This window comes from Falsihalocynthiibacter sp. SS001, assembly GCF_042445055.1.
Lineage (GTDB): Bacteria > Pseudomonadota > Alphaproteobacteria > Rhodobacterales > Rhodobacteraceae > Falsihalocynthiibacter.
Window position 1 is genome coordinate 2919042 of sequence record NZ_CP170339.1, and the last position, 21662, is coordinate 2940703.

Annotated in this window: 23 protein-coding genes; 7 read left to right on the forward strand and 16 right to left on the reverse strand. The window is 55.1% G+C overall.

Annotated features, from left to right (window positions below; translation table 11 throughout):
- Positions 1–1116, forward strand: a complete 1116-nt coding sequence (gene ald / locus ACFE33_RS13970; protein ID WP_380054600.1) for an alanine dehydrogenase — start codon at positions 1–3, stop codon at positions 1114–1116.
- Between the two features lie 122 nt (positions 1117–1238).
- Positions 1239–1955, forward strand: coding sequence for a glutathione binding-like protein (locus ACFE33_RS13975; protein ID WP_380054603.1), 717 nt, complete (start codon positions 1239–1241; stop codon positions 1953–1955).
- Between the two features lie 35 nt (positions 1956–1990).
- Here the strand turns inward: ACFE33_RS13975 and ACFE33_RS13980 are convergent, their stop codons facing one another.
- The 8 genes from ACFE33_RS13980 to pyk form a co-directional block, all read right to left on the reverse strand.
- Complete coding sequence (locus ACFE33_RS13980; RefSeq protein ID WP_380054605.1) at positions 1991–2440, reverse strand: YtoQ family protein; 450 nt, start codon at positions 2438–2440, stop codon at positions 1991–1993.
- 8 nt (positions 2441–2448) lie between these two features.
- Positions 2449–4860, reverse strand: a complete 2412-nt coding sequence (gene pheT, locus ACFE33_RS13985; protein ID WP_380054608.1) for a phenylalanine--tRNA ligase subunit beta — start codon at positions 4858–4860, stop codon at positions 2449–2451.
- Positions 4861–4862: 2 nt separating this feature from the next.
- Positions 4863–5306, reverse strand: a complete 444-nt coding sequence (locus ACFE33_RS13990; protein ID WP_380054611.1) for an ASCH domain-containing protein — start codon at positions 5304–5306, stop codon at positions 4863–4865.
- Entirely contained in the window at positions 5303–6376 is a 1074-nt protein-coding gene (pheS, locus tag ACFE33_RS13995; protein WP_380054612.1) for a phenylalanine--tRNA ligase subunit alpha, read from the reverse strand. Before pheS ends, ACFE33_RS13990 begins: the two co-directional genes overlap by 4 nt.
- Before the next feature lie 130 nt (positions 6377–6506).
- Positions 6507–6869 carry a 50S ribosomal protein L20 gene (gene rplT / locus ACFE33_RS14000; protein ID WP_380054615.1) on the reverse strand — a complete coding sequence of 121 codons (363 nt, stop codon included), beginning with the start codon at positions 6867–6869 and terminating at the stop codon, positions 6507–6509.
- 12 nt (positions 6870–6881) lie between these two features.
- Positions 6882–7082, reverse strand: coding sequence for a 50S ribosomal protein L35 (rpmI, locus tag ACFE33_RS14005; RefSeq protein ID WP_380054617.1), 201 nt, complete (start codon positions 7080–7082; stop codon positions 6882–6884).
- Between the two features lie 120 nt (positions 7083–7202).
- Entirely contained in the window at positions 7203–7424 is a 222-nt protein-coding gene (locus tag ACFE33_RS14010; protein WP_380054619.1) for a hypothetical protein, read from the reverse strand.
- A gap of 32 nt (positions 7425–7456) precedes the next feature.
- The gene (gene pyk / locus ACFE33_RS14015) at positions 7457–8905 is read right to left on the reverse strand and encodes a pyruvate kinase (RefSeq protein ID WP_380054622.1); all 1449 of its coding nucleotides are present in this window, start codon (positions 8903–8905) and stop codon (positions 7457–7459) included.
- 211 nt (positions 8906–9116) lie between these two features.
- Here pyk and ACFE33_RS14020 point away from each other — a divergent pair, with 211 nt between their 5' ends.
- Positions 9117–9449 (forward strand): DUF1244 domain-containing protein, encoded by a 333-nt coding sequence (locus tag ACFE33_RS14020; protein ID WP_380054625.1) that lies wholly within the window; start codon positions 9117–9119, stop codon positions 9447–9449.
- Between the two features lie 12 nt (positions 9450–9461).
- On the opposite strand, the gene ACFE33_RS14025 is transcribed toward ACFE33_RS14020, so the two are convergent.
- From ACFE33_RS14025 to dgcN, 3 genes are read right to left on the reverse strand one after another with little or no spacing between them, the layout of a single operon-like run.
- Entirely contained in the window at positions 9462–10325 is an 864-nt protein-coding gene (locus tag ACFE33_RS14025; protein ID WP_380054627.1) for a D-amino-acid transaminase, read from the reverse strand.
- Between the two features lie 10 nt (positions 10326–10335).
- On the reverse strand, positions 10336–11301 hold the full coding sequence (dgcA, locus tag ACFE33_RS14030; protein WP_380054630.1) for an N-acetyl-D-Glu racemase DgcA: 966 nt from the start codon (positions 11299–11301) through the stop codon (positions 10336–10338).
- A gap of 9 nt (positions 11302–11310) precedes the next feature.
- Positions 11311–12312, reverse strand: coding sequence for an N-acetyltransferase DgcN (dgcN, locus tag ACFE33_RS14035; protein ID WP_380054633.1), 1002 nt, complete (start codon positions 12310–12312; stop codon positions 11311–11313).
- 264 nt (positions 12313–12576) lie between these two features.
- On the opposite strand from dgcN, the gene ACFE33_RS14040 reads away from it, so the two are divergent.
- The 3 genes from ACFE33_RS14040 (at position 12577) to ACFE33_RS14050 (ending at position 15214) form a co-directional block, all read left to right on the forward strand.
- Entirely contained in the window at positions 12577–13536 is a 960-nt protein-coding gene (locus tag ACFE33_RS14040; RefSeq protein WP_380054635.1) for an L-malyl-CoA/beta-methylmalyl-CoA lyase, read from the forward strand.
- On the forward strand, positions 13536–14162 hold the full coding sequence (locus ACFE33_RS14045; protein ID WP_380054637.1) for a hypothetical protein: 627 nt from the start codon (positions 13536–13538) through the stop codon (positions 14160–14162). Before ACFE33_RS14040 ends, ACFE33_RS14045 begins: the two co-directional genes overlap by 1 nt.
- A gap of 89 nt (positions 14163–14251) precedes the next feature.
- Positions 14252–15214: an acetyl-CoA carboxylase carboxyltransferase subunit alpha gene (locus tag ACFE33_RS14050; RefSeq protein WP_380054639.1), complete on the forward strand. Its 963-nt coding sequence runs from the start codon at positions 14252–14254 to the stop codon at positions 15212–15214.
- 2 nt (positions 15215–15216) lie between these two features.
- On the opposite strand, the gene ACFE33_RS14055 is transcribed toward ACFE33_RS14050, so the two are convergent.
- From ACFE33_RS14055 to ACFE33_RS14070, 4 genes are read right to left on the reverse strand one after another with little or no spacing between them, the layout of a single operon-like run.
- Positions 15217–15822, reverse strand: coding sequence for a pyridoxamine 5'-phosphate oxidase family protein (locus ACFE33_RS14055; protein ID WP_380054641.1), 606 nt, complete (start codon positions 15820–15822; stop codon positions 15217–15219).
- A gap of 8 nt (positions 15823–15830) precedes the next feature.
- Positions 15831–16571, reverse strand: coding sequence for a lysophospholipid acyltransferase family protein (locus ACFE33_RS14060; protein ID WP_380054642.1), 741 nt, complete (start codon positions 16569–16571; stop codon positions 15831–15833).
- Complete coding sequence (locus ACFE33_RS14065; RefSeq protein WP_380058733.1) at positions 16568–17449, reverse strand: cell division protein FtsX; 882 nt, start codon at positions 17447–17449, stop codon at positions 16568–16570. Before ACFE33_RS14065 ends, ACFE33_RS14060 begins: the two co-directional genes overlap by 4 nt.
- Positions 17450–17469: 20 nt before the next feature.
- Complete coding sequence (locus ACFE33_RS14070; RefSeq protein WP_380054644.1) at positions 17470–18141, reverse strand: cell division ATP-binding protein FtsE; 672 nt, start codon at positions 18139–18141, stop codon at positions 17470–17472.
- Between the two features lie 129 nt (positions 18142–18270).
- On the opposite strand from ACFE33_RS14070, the gene ACFE33_RS14075 reads away from it, so the two are divergent.
- Positions 18271–19062: a zinc-ribbon domain-containing protein gene (locus ACFE33_RS14075; protein WP_380054647.1), complete on the forward strand. Its 792-nt coding sequence runs from the start codon at positions 18271–18273 to the stop codon at positions 19060–19062.
- Between the two features lie 6 nt (positions 19063–19068).
- On the opposite strand, the gene ACFE33_RS14080 is transcribed toward ACFE33_RS14075, so the two are convergent.
- Positions 19069–21627 (reverse strand): TIGR02302 family protein, encoded by a 2559-nt coding sequence (locus tag ACFE33_RS14080; RefSeq protein ID WP_380054650.1) that lies wholly within the window; start codon positions 21625–21627, stop codon positions 19069–19071.
- Positions 21628–21662 lie beyond the last annotated feature (35 nt).

A 21662-nucleotide genomic window follows, 5' to 3' on the forward strand; every position in this document is an offset into this window, starting at 1 on the left:
ATGCTTATTGGATGCCCAAAAGAAATCAAACCACAAGAGTTTCGCGTCGGCCTGACACCAAACGCCGCGAGAGAAGTTGTTGCGAACGGCCATCAGGTGATCGTTGAGACAAATGCCGGCCTCGGAACCGGATTTAGTGACGCTGACTACATCGAGGCAGGGGCCGAAATCGTGCCGACAGCGAGCGATGTATTTGAGCGCGCCGAGTTGGTTATCAAGGTTAAAGAACCACAAGCCGTGGAGCGCAAAATGCTGCGCGAGGGGCAAGTTCTGTTCACCTATCTGCACCTTGCGCCGGACCCCGAACAAACCAAGGATCTGCTGACAAGCGGCTGTACCGCCATCGCTTATGAGACCGTGACTGACGTAGCGGGCGGCCTTCCTCTCCTTGCTCCGATGTCCGAAGTTGCTGGGCGTCTAGCACCACAAGTTGGTGCGTGGACCCTTCAGAAGGCTAACGGCGGACGTGGTGTCCTTATGGGCGGCGTACCGGGTGTTGGCCCTGCCAATGTTGTCGTGATCGGCGGCGGTGTCGTGGGCACTCATGCGGCACGTGTTGCAGCGGGCATGGGAGCGGACGTGACGGTTCTGGACCGCTCGCTACCGCGCCTACGGTATCTGGATGACGTATTTGGCGGGACGTTCAAGAATAGCTATGCGAACGCCGGCAACACGATTGATTTGGTGCGTAGGGCAGACATGGTCATTGGCGCGGTTCTCGTGCCCGGCGCGGCGGCACCCAAACTGATCACGCGCGAGCAACTTTCGGAAATGAAACCGGGCGCGGCAATCGTCGACGTCGCAATTGACCAAGGCGGCTGCTTTGAAACCAGCCACGCCACCACACACCAAGACCCCATCTATGAGGTCGATGGCATTATGCACTACTGCGTCGCAAACATGCCGGGTGCTGTAGCTCGGACCTCAACCATTGCGCTTGGGAACGCAACGCTTCCGTTCCTGCTCGCACTCGCAAACAAAGGTTGGAAACAAGCGTGCATTGATGATCCGCACCTCTTGAACGGCCTTAACGTTCACGCGGGTCAACTCACCTATTTCGCCGTAGGCAAGGCGCTTGGCATCGATGTGGTGTCTCCTTCGCTTGTAATCAAATAGTCTCTCAGGCCCGTTTGCGGCCCTTTGCAGGAATGCACATTGGGTGTGCGGTACTTATGTTGCCGCGCACCTTTATTCTTGGGGGAAAGAGATTAAGTTTAGCCTAACAAAAGGATGAACTTATGAACAAGAAAACAGATTTCCCCGCCACCCTAGACGATTTTCCGATCACCAAGCGCTGGCCAGCCAAGGACCCGAGTGTTTTCCAGCTTTACTCGCTGCCCACGCCTAACGGCGTAAAAGTCTCGATCATGCTCGAAGAGATCGGTTTGCCTTACGAGGCGCATTTGCTTTCGTTTGCGGACAACGATCAGAATACGCCCGAGTTTCTATCGCTCAACCCAAACAACAAAATCCCAGCAGTGATCGATCCAAATGGTCCGAATGGAAAGCCCGTCGGGATATTTGAGACAGGTGCGATCCTTATCTACCTGGCCGAGAAATCCGGCAAGTTCCTGCCATCCGAGGGAGCGGCGCGTTATGAAGTGTTGCAATGGTTGATGTGGCAAATCGGCGGCCTTGGCCCGATGTTTGGTCAGGTTGGATATTTCCACAAATTCGCGGGTAAAGAGATCGAGGACAAGCGTCCGCGTGACCGCTATGTCGATGAGTCCAAGCGCCTCTTGCGTGTTCTGGATGGTCAGCTTCAGGGGCGTGAATGGATCGCGGGTGAATACTCGCTCGCAGATATCGCGGTTGCGCCTTGGCTTCGCTCGTTTGTCGAATCCTACAAGGCAGGTGATCTGGTTGGAATGAACGATTTCGCCAACGTCACGGCGTATCTTGAACGCTTCCTAGAGCGCCCCGCTGTGCAACGCGGACTAAACGTACCATCATAAAGTTAAAGGCGGTGATCGAAAATCACCGCCTTTACTCATTTTGGAAGCGCGCCCGTCAGGACATACCGCAGTATCTCTATAACCTGCTTGGGCGTTTCCGTCACCGCGAGTGCAGCAGCATCAACTTCCTTCAACGCGTGCTGATGGTCCGCGCCATGCATCACAATCAATGACTTGCCGAGTGCTGCTGCAAATCCCGCGTCGAACGCCGCGTTCCACTGACGGTATTTCTCTCCAAATCGCACGACAACGATGTCTGCATCCTCAATCGCTTTACGTGTACGAATAGCGTTGAGTTTGGCACCTTTGTTGTCGTGCCAAAACTTATCCGCCTCGGCACCCATAATCGCCACACCGCAATCATCGCTTGCATCGTGATCAGCCACTGGCGCCGAAAACGTTACGTCCAGCCCTTCGGCACCAGCGACGATTTCGTCGCGCCAATCGGTGTGGATTTCACCGGATAGATAAACACTAAGCGTCATAAATCCCCCTAGCCGCGCAGAACGCCGCCTGTTGCTTTTTGTACTTTCTCCAGAATCTTGGCCGAAATGGCCTCGATTTCCTTCACTTTCAAAGTGGCATCTTTGGGCTGCAGGCGAACCGTAATCGCGAGCGATTTCTTACCTTCGCCCATCTGTGCTTCGGCCTTCTCGCCCGTAAACTCATCAAAAACGCGTACGTCGGTGATGAGGTTTTTGTCCGCACCTGCCGCGGCATTTACAAGCGTAAGCGCTTCAACAGAGTTATCCACTACGAACGCAAAGTCACGCTCTACAGGCTGGAAATCACTCGCTCCGAGGGCCGCACGGGTTGCTTTGGATTTGCGCGGGAACGGTGGTTGTTCAAGGTAAACAGTGAATGCAACCGCTGGACCGCTTACGCCCATTTTGGCCAATGTGCGCGGATGCACTTCGCCAAAGCTTGCGAGGATTTTCTTGGGACCTAGGCAGATATTGCCGTTCCGACCAGGGTGCCACCACGCATTATTACCACGAAGAATCTGAACCTTCGCGGGTGCGCCAATGCTGGCCAGAATGGCCTCTGCGTCGGCTTTGGCGTCAAATACATCAACCGAACGCCGCTCGCCGTGCAAATCCTTGGGACCAGTCGCGCCCACAAGAAGCCCTGCAACCTGAATATGCTGCTCTTCTGGCTCGCCACCGTGGAACGCGGGACCAACCTCAAACAATGCGAGATCGGCCACACCGCGCGCCTGATTGCGCGCTGCCGCCTGTAACAAACCTGCGAGAAGATCAGGACGCATATGGCTCATCTCAGACGAAATCGGATTGGCCAGCATGGTTGCGTCCGCGCCGCCTCCGAAAAGCTTGGCACTTTCTTTGTCAATGAAGCTGTAGGTCACACATTCGTTGTAACCAAGCGCCGCCGCCGTACGACGTGCAAGGCTCTCGCGTTTCTGCATCGGCGTCAGAATTGCATCAGGAACCCCGACCTTCGTGCGCGCCATCGGGCGCCCCTCAAGCTTGGTCAGGGATGCAATGCGCGCCACTTCTTCTACAAGGTCGGCGCTGCCCAATACATCGGGCCGCCAGCTTGGAACTTTCGCCATATCGCCATCCAGCACAAAGCCCAATGCCTCGAGGCTTGCGCGCTGTGTTTCCGCAGGGATTTCCATTCCCACCAAGCTCTGAACCCGATCCGTATCAAGCTTGTAGGCGCGACTAACGTCAGGAACCTGCCCTGCCGTCACAACATGGCTGGCCTCACCACCGCAAAGATCAAGGATCATCTGGGTCGCAAGCTCAATCGCCACAGGGTTAAACGCTGGGTCGATGCCACGCTCGTTACGATATCGCGCGTCGGAATTGATCTTGAGCGCACGGCCCGTCTTGGCGATTTGAATGGTGTCCCAAACAGCCGCTTCGAGGAAGACGTTCACTGTCTCATCGGTACATCCACTTTCAAGGCCACCCATGATTCCGCCGATGCTTTCGACCTGTTTGTCATCAGAAATGACAACCATTCCGGCCTCAAGCGTGTACTCTTTTTCATCAAGTGCGATCAGTTTCTCGCCACCTTCGGCACGATGAACGCGCAGGTTCCCGTGTACTTTGTCGGCATCGAAGACGTGAAGCGGACGGTTCTGATCATAGGTAAAGAAGTTCGTGATGTCGACAAGAGCCGAGATCGGGCGCAAACCAATCGCTTTCAATTGGTCCTGTAGCCACTGCGGGCTTGGGCCGTTTTTCACGCCGCGGATCAGACGCCCCATGAACACTTCGCAACCATCTACGCGCGCATCCTCGTCGATGGTCACGTTGATTGGACTGTCAAATGTACCTTCAACTTTTGCCGTTGGAGCGGGCTTCAAAACACCCAAGCCCCGCGCAGCAAGGTCGCGCGCAATGCCGCGAATACCAAGAGCGTCAGGACGGTTAGGCGTGATCGCAATCTCGATCATTGGATCAACTTTTGCGGGATCGACTTTGGCAAGGTAGTCCACGAACCGATCGCCAACTTCCCCTTCAGGGAGTTCGATAATGCCGTCATGCTCTTCGGAGAGCTCCATCTCGCGCTCGGAGCACATCATGCCAAAGCTCTCGATACCGCGGATTTTGCCGACTTGAATGGTGATATCCAAGCCAGGGATATAAGTGCCCGGCTTCGCCACAACCACGGTGATCCCCTCGCGAGCATTGGGCGCACCACAGATGATCTGGGTCTCGCCTTCGTCGGTGGCGACGGTACAAACACGCAACTTATCTGCGTCAGGGTGCTTTTCGGCCTTAACAACTTTGCCCAAGGTAAAGTCGGAAAGACGCGCCGCAGGGTCGACGACCTCTTCGACCTCTAGGCCCAAGTCTGTCAGTGCATAGAGGATTTCATCAACCGAAGCTTCTGTTTCCAGATGCGTTTTTAGCCAAGAAAGTGTGAATTTCATGATTAATCCTCTTTTGGCGTGATGCCACGCCCTGCCAAATCCTCAACAACGTCAAAGCGTTCGAACACCAACATCATCTCAGGGTCAAAACCGCCGTTGCGGCTAAAATATTCAGAACGATAGGCTTTCCAATCGGCGAGATTATTGCCGATCCCCTCGTCCATCACGATTTCCCAAGTCACATCGCAAAAACGGTGTTGCTCAACGCGCAGGGTTTTCGTGACCAGCGCAGGGGCGCCATTCCATTCCGTTGCAATATCGCATCGTCCCGCCTTGGGAAGCGCGTTCTTATCGCCGCCAAACTCCGCCAGTGCTGCGCAATCCAGCCGCTTTGCGCCAGAACGCACCAGTGCAAGTTGCGCTTCGCAGTCGGCTTTGTTCTCGCCAAAGCGATAGGTGCCCGCGCCGGGATAGGTATCGTTCAGGTTCTCTGTGTGATCGTTCATTTGCTCAACCCGCGTGCTAGGGTTGGGACATCCAACGCCGAAAAACCGTAGTGGCGCAGCCAACGTAGATCGCTGTCAAAGAATGCGCGTAGATCAGGAATACCGTACTTCAGCATGGCAATGCGGTCGATTCCCATGCCGAAAGCAAAGCCTTGGTACTTTTCGGGGTCGACGCCGCCAGCTTGCAGAACCTTCGGATGCATCATGCCAGAACCAAGCACCTCCATCCAGCCATCGCCCTCGCCAATGCGGAGCTGTCCGTCGACCCAGCTACATTGGATATCGACCTCTGCTGAAGGTTCAGTGAACGGGAAGTGGCTTGCGCGGAAACGAGTCTTGATGCCGTCAATCTCAAAGAACGCTGCGAAGAACTCTTCTAGGACCCATTTGAGGTTCGCCATAGAGATGTCTTCGCCAATCGCCATGCCTTCGATCTGGTGGAACATGGGCGTGTGGGTTTGGTCGTAGTCCGAACGATACACACGGCCGGGGGCGATCACACGGATCGGGGCACCGGTTTTCTCCATGGCACGAATTTGCACAGGGCTTGTATGGGTGCGCAGTACGTGGGGCGGGCGGTTATCGCCTTCGTCGCGGTGCATGTAGAACGTATCAAATTCTTGCCGCGCGGGGTGGTGCGGCGGAATGTTCAGCGCGTCAAAGTTATAGAAATCATTCTCGATCTGCGGTCCCTCGGCGACCGAGAAACCCATATCCGCGAAAATCGCGATCACTTCTTCAGTGACTTGCGAAACGGGGTGAATTGTGCCCTCGGGGCGGCCGCGCGCGGGAAGGGTAACATCGAGCCACTCTTCACTTAGTCGCGCATCAAGTGCTGCGTCCCCCAAGGCTTCTTTCTTGGCCGCAAGCGCAGAGTTCACTTCGTCCTTAAGCGCGTTTAGCGCAGGGCCAGCGACTTGGCGCTCTTCTGGAGTCATTTTCCCCAGTTCGCGCATCTTTAGGCTGATCTCGCCTTTTTTTCCAACCGCTGCGACGCGCAAATCTTCGAGCGTTGCCTCGTCTGTTGCTGCGGCAACTGCCTCAAGATATTTCTGCCTAAGATCGTCCATGCCTGACCCCTATTTTCATCCCCCGCCGTGCTATCACATCAGGGTTTAAACACAAGAAGCCGCCGACCCATCACAGGCCCGCGGCTTCAAAATTTTCTCTCAAACAAGAGAGTCTTCGCGAGCGTTACGCTTAGGCCAAAGCAGCCTGAGCTTTTTTAACGATCGCTGTAAACGCTTCTGGCTCGTGAACGGCAAGATCAGCAAGAACCTTACGGTCTACTTCGATACCAGCCAACGAAAGACCGTTGATGAAACGCGAATATGTTAGGGACTCGTCGTGTGCACGCACAGCGGCGTTGATACGCTGGATCCAAAGCGCGCGGAAATTGCGCTTACGGACTTTGCGGTCACGTGTTGCGTATTGGTTTGCCTTGTCCACAGCTTGTGTAGCTGTACGGAAAAGGTTTTTGCGACGGCCATAATAACCTTTGGCGGCGTCGGTGACTTTCTTATGGCGACGGTGTGTAACCTTACCTGATTTTACGCGGGACATATCAAACTCTCCTTAACGTGCGTACGGCATCATCGACTTGATGATTTTCTCATCAGGAGTCGAAAGCGTAGTTGTTCCACGCGCATTGCGCAGGAATTTGTTAGAGCGTTTGATCATACCGTGACGCTTACCAGCTTGGCCTGCGACAACGCGACCAGAGGCCGTCACTTTGAACCGCTTTTTGCAGCTCGATTTAGTCTTCATCTTGGGCATTTCCGTCTCCTGTCTGAAGTTCGGTTTAAGCGCGACTCGGCATGCCACTCTCGGCCGGTCACGCATGAAGAGCGCGTCGTATAGGATGCATTCCCCATAGGAGCAAGCGAAAAGTGCTCTCTAGAAGTACTTTCCGATCACATTACTAAAGGCGACAGGAACGTCATGGATGTCATAACCGCCAGGCCTTTGAGTGATGGCAAAAGTAATCATACTCCCAGCGATCACGATGAGTATCGCCGGAGTACGCAGAGCGCGGCCATCAAAAATCGCGCCCAGAACTGGGGGGATGGTCAAAATCAGGATGACCACCCCGATCACCAAAAATAGATCTGTATCCACATTCGCCTCCTTAGAGAACTGAATGTAGTAGATTATTCAGGATCGATATTCAAAATCAAGCGTTCATCGCACGGTGCAACCCTGAGGATATTTGTGGTACCGCGTACGTTGAAAGGCACCCCAGCAGTTACAACGATTGAGTCAGTCTCGGTTGCAATGCCGCTCTCGCGCGCTGCACGAGCCGCCGCGATAACCGCCATTTTGAACCGCTCAACATTATCCGAGTTCACACAGTTGGTGCCCCAGCTTAGGCAAAGACGACGCAAAGTTGCCTTAACAGGAGACAGCGCAATGATTGGCACACGTGGTCGCTCTCGCGAAACAAGCGCAGCAGTGGTGCCCGATTGCGTGAAGCAGCAGATCGCCTTGATATCCGCAGTTTCGGCAATCTCGCGGGCGGCGGCAACGATACCGTCGGCAACGGTTGCGCCTTCAAATGTGCGGCTGGCCTCGATCACTTCGCGGAAAGTCGCGTCGTTTTCAACTTCGACAGCCACGTTGTTCATTGTGGTGACTGCCTCAATCGGGAAGTCGCCCGCTGCGGACTCAGCCGACAACATGATTGCGTCTGTGCCTTCATAAATCGCAGTCGCGACATCGGAGACCTCGGCGCGCGTAGGCACGGGGCTTTCGATCATGCTTTCGAGCATCTGAGTCGCAACGATCACGGGCTTCGCAGCGAAACGACACTTGCGGATAAGTTGCTTTTGAATCGGCGGTACATTCTGAACCGGAAGCTCAACACCCAAGTCACCACGCGCGACCATGATGCCATCAGAAACTTCAAGGATACTATCGAAGGCAGCCACGGCAGCAGGCTTCTCGATCTTCGAAAGGATCGCGGCACGGCCCTTGGCCAACTCACGCGCTTCGTTTACGTCCTCGGGACGCTGCACAAACGACAAGGCCAACCAATCGACGCCAAGCTCGCAAACGAACTCAAGATCGCGGCGGTCTTTTTCGGAGAGAGCCGCAAGAGGAAGCACCACATCAGGAACGTTCACACCCTTGCGGTTACTGATCTGGCCGCCGACCTCAACAACACAGTCGGCAAAGTCGTTGCCGCATTTTTCTACACGAACGCGGATCTTGCCGTCATTCACCAAGAGCGTCGAACCAACTTCTAGGGCCTCGAAAATCTCTTTGTGTGGAAGCTGAACGCGGGTTGAGTCGCCAGCTTCTTTCGACAGGTCGAAACGGAACTTCGCGCCGACCTCAAGTTCTTCGCCCTCGTCGTTCGCAAAAACGCCACAACGCAATTTCGGCCCCTGAAGGTCCGCAAGAATGGCAATCGGTTTGCCAGTATCTTCTTCGATCTGACGAATAATGGCGTGACGCGCACGAATTTCTTCGTGGTCACCATGACTCATATTCAGACGAAAAACATCCGCTCCGGCTTCGAAAAGGGCGCGGATCATTTTATAGTCATTAGATGCGGGGCCCAAAGTAGCCACGATTTTTACATTGCGAGCGCGTGTCATTCGGCGTCGATTCCTCGTGTTATGTCGTCATTTCGGTGGGCCGCCTGCTATATGCCTCACTTTCAAGGGAAACACAACGTTCCAGATGCCCAAACCTTAGGCGCTCTATAAATCGCGACTGTAACTCTGCTGTGACATAAATGCGTTGCACTTTTGGTTCAGGACGCGCAGCATCTCGGGTAACTATACCCGACAAATGAAGAGGTGCCCTATGAAATTCGATCGATCCGATATCGACGCACAGACCCAATTAGAGCTAGAGGCAGCAGCCTTCCGCACACTGCGCGAACACCTAATGAGTGAACGAACAGATGTGCAAAACATCGACATGATGAACCTCGCCGGCTTTTGCCGCAACTGCTTGTCACGTTGGGTTCAAGAAGCTGCCGCGGAGCGCGGAATCGAACTCGGCAAGGATGAAGCCCGCGAAGCATTTTACGGCATGACGATGGCCGAATGGAAAGCGAACTACCAGACCGATGCGAGCTCGGAAAAACAGGACGCCTTCAAAGCAGCATTCGCTGACGTCCTGCAAAAACGTTAGTCAAAGAGCGGGCTAAATGCCCGCCTTACGGCTTTCTTCGAGATAGATTTCGCGCAACCGCCCCGCCACGGGACCAGGCGCACCTGTACCGATCTGCGCACCGTCAATTTCGACAACAGGCATAACGAAAGTGCTTGCAGATGTTACGAAAGCCTCGTCCGCGTCTTGTGCTTCGGCAATTGTAAAGCTGCGCTCTTCTACCTTCATCTGGGCTTCCTTGGCGAACCGAAGAACCGCGTTGCGCGTAATGCCAGCCAGAATTTCGTTACCAAGGTGGCGCGTGATGATTGTACCGTCCTTGACGATATAGGCGTTGTTCGACGTGCCTTCGGTAACCTTACCGTCTTCGACCATCCACGCATCATCAACGCCGGCTTTCTTGGCCATCATTTTACCCATCGAAGGGTAAAGGAGCTGCACCGTTTTGATGTCGCGACGACCCCAACGAATATCCTCAATCGAGATAACCTTGAAGCCCTTTTTCGCAGCAGGCGCATCGGCCAAACCCGGTTTGTTTTGGGTAAACAAAACGATGGATGAAGGTGTCACTTCTGGATCAGGGAAGGCAAAATCCCGATCATCTGGCGCGCCGCGCGTGACCTGAAGATATACCATGCCTTCATTGATCTCGTTCACGCGAACCAACTCGCGGTGAACTTCAAGCAAGTCATCCATCGAAATTGGCGAAGCCATATCCAACTCATTCAACGAACGCTCAAGACGTTTGGCGTGACCTGCAAAATCAATCAGCTTGCCGTCAAGAACGCTTGTGACCTCATAAACGCCATCGGCCATAAGAAAACCACGGTCAAAAATCGAAATTTTCGCTTCGTTTTCAGGCAAGTATTCGCCATTCACATAAACGGTGCGCGTCATGGTTCTCTCCTTATCCCCAGAGCGCCGAAGTAGGTGGATGCACGCCTGAGTCGTCAAAAAATAATGGGTTTTCACGGTCTTGCGCCAAGAGGAGCGGTCCGTCAAGGTCTGTTATCATCGCGCCCTGAGCAACCAGTACGGCGGGCGCCATCGCTAGGCTACTTCCGACCATACAGCCGACCATAACGCGATACCCTTCAGCGAGGGCCTGCTGTTTGAGCGCTAGCGCCTCTGTCAGGCCCCCAGTTTTGTCGAGCTTGATGTTCACGACATCATACTTACCCTTGAGCGCGCCAAGGCTTGCGCGATCATGCGCACTTTCATCCGCACAAACAGGCAGAGGGCGCTCGATCTCGGCAAGCATGTCGTCATTCCCTGCGGGGAGGGGCTGCTCGACTAACTCCACGCCAAGACGGATCAAATGCGGTGCAAGTTCGCTATAGACCTCAGCCGTCCAACCTTCGTTGGCGTCGACAATGATCCGCGATTTCGGCGCACCCGCACGAACCGCCTCAAGCCGAGGCATATCATCAGGCGTGCCCAGCTTGATCTTGAGCAGCGGACGGTGCGCCTGCCGCGCAGCAGAAGCGCGCATCTCATCCGGTGAGGCAAGCGAAAGCGTGTAGGCCGTTATTTCAGGCACAATACCAGACAGCCCCGCCAACTCCCACGCAGGCTTGCCCGCCTTTTTCGCTTCGAGATCCCAAAGCGCGCAATCAACCGCATTGCGCGCCGCCCCCGCAGGAAGAAGCCCCTGCAATGTCTGCCGATCAAACGGAGCATTCAGAGCTTCAATCTCGGCAGTTACGCTCTCGAGCGTCTCGCCATATCGCGCATAGGGCACACACTCGCCCCAGCCTTGATGCTCGCCATCGCTGACTCTCACGGTCAGCACATGCGCATGCGTGCGACTCCCGCGGGATATGGTGAATACTTCGGCGAGCGGGAAGGTATCGGGCGTAACTGTGATTTTCATATCGGCAGACTACATCGCTTCCAGTGCATCCACCAGACGCTCTGCGCCATCACGGTACGGGTCAACCGCCGGTAGGCCCATTTCCGCTTCGACCTTAGCCAAATACTCTTTCGCTTCGTCCTCAGTCAAAGCCGCCGTATTGACCGAAATGCCGACAACCTGACACGCAGGATTGGCAACCCGTGCAATCGGCAGACACATATCACGCAGCGCCTCAAGAGACGGTAGATCATAGTCAGGAAGGCCGCGCATATGTGTGCGTGTTGGCTCATGCGCAAGGATGATCGCATCTGGTTGGCCACCATGGATCAGCGCCATTGTCACGCCGGAATAAGAAACGTGGAACAAGCTCCCCTGCCCTTCGATCACATCCCAATGGTCAGGGTCGTTATCAGGCGAGATATACTCCACAGCACCCGCCATGAAATCCGCAATCACGGCATCAAGCGGACAGCCCTGTCCAGTGATCAAGATGCCGGTTTGCCCTGTGGCGCGGAAAGTGGATTTCATCCCGCGTTTCTGCATTTCCGCGTCAATCGCCAAACCAGTATACATCTTGCCCACCGAGCAATCTGTACCAACCGCAAGCACACGCTTACCCGTGCGCTTCACGCCATTTGCGATCGGGTAATCAATCCCCGGAACGCGGACATCATGAAGGTTCGTACCATGCGCCATAGACGCTGCAACTAAGTCCGCCTCGTTCCGCAAGAGATTATGAAGACCGCTCGCAATATCAAATCCAGCCTCAATAGCGGCGATCAGCACTTCTTTCCACACAGGCGAGATAACGCCACCACGGTTCGCAACGCCAATCACCAGTGTTTTGGCACCTGCAGCCTTGGCTTCTTCGAGCGTCATATCCGTAAGGCCCAGATCGGCCTGACATCCCTCAAGACGAAGCTGGCCAACTGCATTCTCAGGACGCCAATCCTTGATGCCCTGAGCAACCTTAGCGGCAAGTTTGTCCGGCGCATCGCCGAGAAAGAGAAGATACGGTGTGGGAATCATGCTATTGCTCCTTTGTTGCGGCGACTTTCTCCTATTTTCCATAGGATTTGTTATCAATGACGACGAAAGTTCATCAAAAATTCGCAATATCGGTCACAATATTACACATTCGTCGAATATTATCCCACCAATGAAACCCAATACTCAAACTTCTCCCGCCGCCAAGAGTGCTGCGCGGCAAAAAACTCCTTGCGTATATGTGCGCAACTATATAACAAAAAATTAAATGCAAACGACATATACTTACCTTTAGGATCTCTTGCTATGAGCTTTCGGTTACAGCCACCTGCACCCGCGCGCCCCAATCGCTGTCAGCTTTTTGGCCCCGGTTCTCGTCCTGCGCTGTTTGAGAAGATGGCGGCAAGCGCTGCGGATGTGATCAATCTGGACCTCGAAGACAGCGTCGCGCCTGATGATAAGGTGCGCGCACGGGCAAATGTGATTGAGGCAGTTTCAAATGTCGATTGGGGGAACAAGTATCTCTCTGTGCGCATTAATGGCCTAGATACACCCTTCTGGTATCGGGATGTAGTTGACCTGATGGAACAGGCTGGCGAACGGCTCGATCAAATCATGATCCCCAAAGTTGGCTGCGCCGCTGATATCTATGCAGTCGACGCATTAGTCACCGCCGCAGAGGCCGCATCTGGACGCAAAAAGCCAATTACGTTCGAGGTGATTATCGAAAGCGCGGCAGGGATTGCCAACGTAAATGAGATCGCCGCAGCAAGCCCCCGCCTCCAAGCGATGAGCCTTGGCGCAGCGGATTTTGCTGCCTCGATGGGGATGCAAACCACCGGTATCGGGGGCACGCAAGAGAATTACTACATGCTCCGCGATGGGCAGCAGCACTGGTCCGATCCGTGGCACTGGGCGCAAGCTGCGATTGTCGCAGCGTGCCGAACACACGGCATTCTGCCTGTGGACGGACCGTTTGGTGATTTCTCGGACGATGAAGGGTATTTGGCTCAATCGCGCCGTTCTGCGACCCTTGGGATGGTCGGGAAATGGGCGATCCATCCCAAACAAATTGCGTTGGCAATTGAGGTTTTCACACCTTCTGAAGCACAAGTTACAGAAGCTCGCGAAATTCTTGCCGCGATGGAACAAGCAAAGTCCAACGGAGAGGGCGCAACCGTCTATAAAGGTCGCCTCGTGGACATCGCCAGCATCAAACAGGCGGAGGTTATTGTGCAACAATCCGAACTCATCGCAGGGCCGTGATGTCTGCGCCGCTGACCTTGCTTCATACCGCTCAGGTGCACCAAGAAACGTTTGATCGTCTGCGCGCAGCGATTGCGCCGCAAGCGGTGCTTGCGCACCATATTCGCGCCGATTGGCTGGAAGTTGTACAGCGTGACGGGATTACCGCCAGGCTACGCGACGACCTGAGGACATTCGTGGAGGATAGCGAGGGGCCGGTTCTCTGCACTTGCACTTCCCTTGGCCCTGCCGCCGAAGCACTTGGCGCACTTAGAATAGACACACCAATGATGGAGATCGCGGCACAAAGCGCGGCGCCAATCCTGGTCGTTTATGTATTGCAAAGCACGGCGATCCCCACGCTTTCGCACCTGTTACACGCCTGCGAGAGAGCGGGGAACACACCACCCATCATCGAGCTTTACCTGCCCGACACTTGGCCGCTGTTTCAAGCGAACAACACATCTAAGTTCACGCAAGAAATCGCCAAAGCAATTCGCGGCACGTTGGCGAACCATCCCGAGATCGGAACGGTCGTCCTCGCTCAAGCTTCGATGGCTGGAGCCGCACGAATGCTCGCGGATATGCCTCAAACTGTCCTAACGTCACCCGAAACCGCTCTAAAATCGGCACTTGCGCTCGCATAATGCAAATCACGCCGTTTCTGACGCTGACAGACATTGCAAATTGTCGCGTTGAAGGTCATATATCCGTACAAATAGGCGTGGAGACGACAATGAACAATTATCTCGAATTTGAAAAACCTTTGGCCGAGATTGAAGGCAAAGCCGAAGAATTGCGCACACTTGCGCGCTCAAATGAAGAGATGGATGTAGAAGCAGAGGCCGCAGCACTTGATGCGAAGGCCGACAAACTTCTCAAGGATCTGTACTCAAACCTTACCGCTTGGCGCAAATGTCAGGTCGCGCGGCATCCGAACCGCCCACATTGCCTTGATTACATCGAACAACTCTTCACCGATTTCACGCCACTTGCGGGCGATCGCAACTTTGCCGATGATCTTGCCGTGGTCGGTGGATTGGCGCGTATTGGCGATCAGGCCGTTGTTGTGATCGGTCAGGAAAAGGGTTCGGACACAAAATCACGCGTCAAACGCAACTTCGGCATGGCGCGACCAGAGGGGTATCGCAAGGCGATCCGCCTGATGGACCTCGCGGATCGTTTCAATCTTCCTGTCGTGACACTCGTTGACACAACCGGCGCGTTTCCTGGCAAGGGCGCCGAAGAGCGCGGCCAATCCGAAGCCATCGCACGCTGTACTGAAAAATGCCTCAAGCTAGGCGTTCCTTTGATCACAGTTGTGATTGGCGAAGGTGGATCTGGCGGTGCGGTTGCGCTGGCAGCTGGCAACAAACTGGTCATGCTAGAGCACTCGGTTTATTCGGTTATCTCCCCAGAAGGTTGCGCTTCTATCCTTTGGAAGGATGCGGCTCGCATGCGCGAAGCGGCAGAGGCCCTTCGGGTGACTGCTCAAGATTTGAAAACGCTTGGTGTAGCGGATGAGATCGTGCCAGAGCCAATCGGCGGCGCTCATCGCGACCCGCACACAACAATTGCGGCCGTTGGCAAATCCATTGAAAAGCACCTCGCTGCGCTCTCCAAAAAGAAACCTGAAACGCTTATCAAAGAGCGCCGCCAGAAGTTTCTTGAGCTTGGTGCAAAAGGCCTCGCAGCCTAACCTTACCACATCGTTTTCTCGGCGCGTGCTCCCCATTCGCGGTCATAGCGCGCGCCGTCAAACACCTCTTGGGACTGCTCTCGCAGGATATCACCCATTGTTGGCAAGCCCTGCGCCTGATCCTCACCGTCCCATATTCTCGCACGCATCAGCGCCCGTGCACATTGCGAATAGACCTCTCGCACCTTTACGATAATCACGCTTCGTGGCACGTGCCCTTGGTGCGCGAAACTCTCACAAAGTGTCTCGTCGACCGTGATTTTGGCCTCTCCATTCACGCGGATCACGTTATGACTTCCCTTAATCACAAACATCAGCGAAACGCGTGGGTCCACCACGATATTTCGCAGCGAATCCATACGATTATTCCCGCGCCAATCAGGTATTGCCAAGGTAGCGGGATCGAGCTCACGCACCACGGGGCCATCATCGCCGCGCGGGCTTGCATCGGTTCCGTCAGGACCAACCGTTGACAAAATGCAAAGCCTCGAGCGCTCGATCCACGCGCGATAGCTTGGTGTAATATGCGGCGCGACCTTTAGATGAGATGCCTCACCCGCTTGGCCATACCGCTCTTCGAGTGCTTCGACTGTCTCAACAAAATCCATTTCGCCTCCTAGGCGTCGCTGCCCGCCTTATAGCCAGCCTCTTCCAAGAGCCTGTCCGAAGCTGGCTCAATAACGCTCGCAAGTTCAGCCATGAATTCCTTTACGGGCGTACCGGGTGGAATTGGCGGAAAGAACTCTACCACTGCCGTACCTGGCTTGCGATAAATCCCATGGCGAGGCCAAAAGACGCCGACATTGGTGGCGGCGGGAACACAGGCTTGCCCAGTTTGTTCATAGAGCACGCCAACTCCAACTTTGTATGGACGACGATCACCGGGCGCGACGCGCGTGCCTTGCGGATAGATAATGAGCTGCCCTGGTAGTTGCGCACCGGATTTGACATCCTCGATCATTTTCTTGATCGCGGCACCGCGTTTACCTCGGTTCACAGGAACACAGCCAATCCGCATACCGTACCAGCCCAAGATAGGCGCATACCGAAGGATGGCCTTCATGATGAATTTGGGGCGCGGAACAACCGACACGATCATAATAATATCAAGAAAGCTCTGATGCTTGGAGGCAATCAGAACTTCATCTGTCGGCACTTCGCCTCGGATTTCGGTCTTGAGCCCAATCAACCACTTCGCGCTCCAGCGAACATAGCGACAATAGGTATGGACACCGTGATAGGCATAGTCGCGATTGAATACGGCAAGCGGTGTGTAATACAGCGCCAGTACAAACATCATCACATACATTTGGATGATGAATATGAGTGAACGCATCCATTGAATGGCATACTTCATGTCAGACCTCGCAATACACGCAGAGCGGCAAATCGTGTCGCCCCATAGGCAACAAACGCTGATAGTATCGGCACCAAGATGGGATACAACCAATGTAATCCCTGAAATCCCAGTCCCGTCAAAAAACCACCCGCGGTGTCGGCCTTGGGCAAGAACGCAACCGCAATGGTGGCGAGCAGAGTGCCAATCGCCCCGCCCACAAATGCCCGCGCAGTAAATCGACGCACAAAGGCACGGGCGATGAATATATCACGTGCCCCCACAAGGCGAAGTACCGCGATGATCTGGGCGTTCGCGGCGAGTGCCGAGTTTGCCGCCAGCGCGATCATAGCGCCCGTGGCTCCCGCGATAAGCGCGATTGAAAATAAGCCAAGCATCCGAAGGCGCTCTGCGGCCTTAATGAGCGGGCGACGCCAGCGCGTGTGATCATCTAAGACAGCGCCCGGCGCTTCTGCGGCGAGCCGTAGGCGTAATCCCTCGGCATCATACCCATCAGAATCTTCTAGGACTTCGATAAGCTGCGGGATCGGCAGCGTTTCGACAGGCAAATCAGGCCCGAACCAAGGCGCGAGGAGCGCTTTCTGCTCTGCCACATCAAAGGCCCGCGCAGTTTCAACGCCCGGTGTCGTTTCCAACACCCGAAGCGCGGCTTGCGTCTGTGCTTCTACTTGTCCAGCGGGAGCGGAAATCCGTACAGTTGCGGTGCGCGCCAATTCGCCCCCCCAACGATCCGCAAGACGGTCGGTTGCGAGCAATAGAGCCAAGGCGAAAACCGCAAGGAACCCCATCGCACCTGCCGTGAATAACGTTAGTGTCGCCGTAAACCCCGCTGGCGGGACCACACTGGCCGATGCTCCGCCTCCATCAATGACGCGCATAACTCTCGAAAACAGCTCCTTCACAAATCCGCTCCTGCAAGTTGGAGTTTGCGGTTGGAGATGCGAAGCACGCGCGCGTTCACCTGATTTTTCGCAGTTCGGATCAAGTTGAGGTCGTGCGTGGCCACCATAATCGTTTTGCCCATGCGGTTCAGTTCGACCAAGAGCGCCAAGAGCCGCTGCGACATCTCCCAATCAACGTTTCCAGTGGGTTCGTCTGCCAAAATCACATCTGGTGACATGATAATTGCCCGCGCAAGTGCGGCGCGTTGGCGCTCTCCGCCAGAAAGTTGGGGAGGCAAACTATTTTTGCGCGTATCCAACCCTACCCAACTAAGGAGATCATCAAGGTCTTGGGCGTTCACTTCTGATCCTGTTGCCGTCAACGGAAGGGCAACGTTATCGGTCAGCGCCAAGTGGTCTAGGAATTTGCAATCCTGATGCACAACGCCGATACGGCTTCGGTTTGCGGCAATGTCGTCACGCGTCATTTCGGCGACGTCCTTGCCAAAAACCGTTGCAAAACCAGAGGTTGCACGCAATTCCATGTAGCACAACTTTAAGAGAGTCGTCTTTCCAGCTCCCGAAGGTCCCGTCAAAAAGTGGAACGATCCCGGAGCCAGTTTCAGCGAAAGATCTGAAAGTAGTTCGCCTCCCCCATAGCTATAGGAGACATTTTGTAGTTCGATCACCGCTGTGTCCTTATCGATTAAACTGCCACAGTTTTGCCCAAGCGCGCGAAAGGTTGCAATGGCTAGAGGCAAATGGATTGTTTTTTCTTGTACCCCTGTTAAGGTTTAGTTCAACGTATGAAACAATAAATGCGGAAATCCGCACGACAGGAAAGAATAGCGATGCGGCTGATTTGCCCCAATTGCGATGCCCAATATGAGGTCGAAAGCCGCCTCATTCCAGAAAGCGGTCGCGATGTTCAATGTTCAAGCTGCGGCGATACGTGGTTTCAGACTCCTCAATCCGAGGACACTTTAACCCTTCAAGACGACGCCGATGAGAATGTATTCAAAACAGAAACTACCGCAACGGACGCACCTGCTGCTCCCCCTCAGCCTGAGCGCGCAGCGGGAATTGACGATGCGTTGATGAATGTCCTTCGCGAGGAAGCGCAACGCGAGCAAGAAGCGCGCCTCCAAGAAGGCAGCTCCGATACTCCACTCGAAGATGTAACCGAAGCTGCGCCAACCGATCCATCACTTGAGAAAGTCATTCGCGAACATACCGCAGCCAACGCAGATATCGAAGCCGAGGTTCCCGAGAACGCCGATGGTTCGCGCGGGGGATTGCTTCCGGATATCGAAGAGATCAATTCAACGCTTGATGCGACTTCGGATCGCAAGGCAAACCGCATTGATGAAATCGATGAGGAACTCTCGCCACGCCGTAGCGGCTTTCGGATGGGCTTCAGCCTGATTGTTGTACTCGTGGCGGTGCTATTGTCGGTGTACAGCTTTGCGCCGCAGATCGGTGCCAAGGTTCCCGCGCTTGATCCGGCACTCCAGACATATGTGCGCAGCGCGGATCAAACTCGCAGTGCGATAGACTCGCTGATGGAATCCATGATCGAGAAAATGAACACCGAGACAACGACCGAATAACTTCGGTTAGAACTGATCCATGAGGCGGCGCAGGTAGTCTAGCTCCAACTCGGGGCGGGTTTTGTCACCCTCGCGCCGCCGCAACTCTTCTAACAATTCACGTGCCTGCCCATAGGGTGTCTGACGGTCATAGAGCGGCCCCTCGCTTCGCGTTGTTCCGCCCGTACCGGGCACACGTCCCAGTGGATCGCCACCTTCACGCCCTTCACTCAGAGCACCCTCGCCCTGCTCACCTTCGCGGCCTTGGGCGTCTGCTGCCATAGCTTCGCCAATGGCGCGCATACCTTCGCGCAACGCTTCAATCGCTTCGGATTGCCGATCTAGCGCGAGGGGAATATCGTCATTGTCGAGCGCATCCCGCGCGTCTTCCATTGCGCGGCCAGCGCGGTCCAATGCCTCGCCTGCTTCGCCATCGAGATCAGACGGTAAGTTACGCCCCTGCTCGCGCAAACTGTCACGCAATGCCTGTTGGCGGTCGGCCAGCGATTGCGAGCCGCCCGGTTGTCCGCGATCATTTTCCTGCGTTCCGTTTCCGCCACCTTCGCCTTGCTGATCCTCACCAGTAGAACCCTCACCCTCTTGTGGCTCTTGCCCTTGGTCTGGGGAAGGTGTCTGTCCATCTGACAGCGGCGGATTGTATTGTTCCTGAAGATCACGGAAAACTTCGTCCGACAGGTCCCGTTGATCGCGCAGTGTCTCTTGCAGTCCCTCCATGGATTGTTCGCTAGGGGTTCCGCTTCCGTTACTGCCTGTGCCCTGCGTAACCTGCATATTCTCCATCATCTCGCGCAGCATATCGAGAAGTTGTTGCGCTTCGGCCATTCTGCCCTGTTCCATCAACTCCTGAATCTGATCCATCAGTGCGTCAATTTCATCCTGCGAGACATCAGCGCCCTCTTGATTTTGCGCCTGCTGCTCGCCGCCTTCCGAATTCCTCGCCAACTCGGACATATAGGCATCCGTTGCGGCACGCAGCTCGTCCATCAACTCAGCGATTTCTGCATCACTCGCACCGCGCTCCATTGCCTCGGAAAGACGATCCTGCGCGCGCTCCATACGGGCCTTGGCGTCATCCAGCCCGCCCTCCTCAAGACGAAGCGCAATCTCCCAGAGGTCATCCGCGATCTCGGTCGTTTCTGCCTTATCAAGTCCGTTTTGATTGGCGGTCGCCAAGCGCCCAATCGCAACGCGCAGCATCAGATAACCACTCTCGTCTATCTCGAGGTCCTCGGGTAGGTTCGTGACGGCTTTCAACACTTGCTCGGCACGCTCCCCGTTTTCCCGCGACCACAGCAAATCACGCCGCATTTCCACGACGCTCGCCGCAAGTGGATCAAAGAACTTGCGCTTGGGGAGGAGCATTTGAATGTCGCCCGAATCCCCCTGCTGATCCAGATCGTCCCATACCTGCATTTTCATGATTACGGGCAATCCAGCCCAAGGATGCGCCGCGAAATCTTCGGAGAACACCTCATCAAAATCCGCGGCTCCAGATGTGTAAGGAAGCGGTAAATCCAGCACAAAACCTTCGGTGCTCTCAGGCTCCACCGCAAGACCATACCGACGCGCGACATTATCCATATCGAGCGCAAATTGCACCGAACCACTTGCGACACCATAGTCATCCTGCGCCGTAAATTCCTGTATCAACTCTCCGTCAAGCGTCCCTTCGGCCTCGGCGGTCTGAAACACTTTGGGCGGATCGTCGGGAAGCATTTCAATGCGCCAACTCCCACCATATTCACTGTCTATTTCAAGCGTCCCTGAGCGGTTGACCATGATCGTCACTTGCTCAGAAGAACCGACGGCGTCCTCATCTGGCACCAGTTCCGCGATATCTTGTTCGAGATCACCCAAGTCCATCGGGGCATAAAACCGTAGGGCAATTGTACTTCCCTGCGGGATCGAGAGAGAGCTTCGATCGGTCAGGTCGTTAAGGTAAAGGTTCGGCTTGCCAGTATAGCGCGGTGGCTGCACCCACCCCTCCCAGAGGGAACCACCCGTCGCAGCCCCAACAGCCAATCGATCACTCAGGATTGGAACCGACATGAAATTTCGCGGAGCGCCAAAAATGAGCGCAACCAGCAAGGCAAGCACGGCCATAAGCCGAAACCCGTTCGGATCGCGATCCGCCAAACGTAAGTTGGGTGATGGCGCCCGCGCTCCGATGATGCGGGCTTCCATTCGCTGAAGATGGGCCTCCCAGACAGCACGCGATGCGGGGTCTTCTGCACCAACGGTTTGCGCATCTAGCAATGTTGCAATTGGATAGCCGACAAGCGTGCCGTCCAGTCGCGCGTATGCTTCGGCACGGGACGGGAACCTAAACTTGATAGCGCCGCGCACGATGGTAACGAGCAAGCCAAGCGCCAATACGCCGAACACAACATAACTTGCCGTAAGCGATACTTGCTCGTGCAGCCCTAGCAGAAACGCTGCGATCATCACGAAGGCAACGCTATAGGCAGGCCAAAAACTTCGCAGGAATCTCTCGCCCACAATCCCAGCCCACGTAAGCCGAAGTGGCCATCGCAGACGTTTCTTCAAGGGATTTGGCGCGTGCACAGGTGCTCCCTCCCGCTTGGTCGTGGCTTAGATTA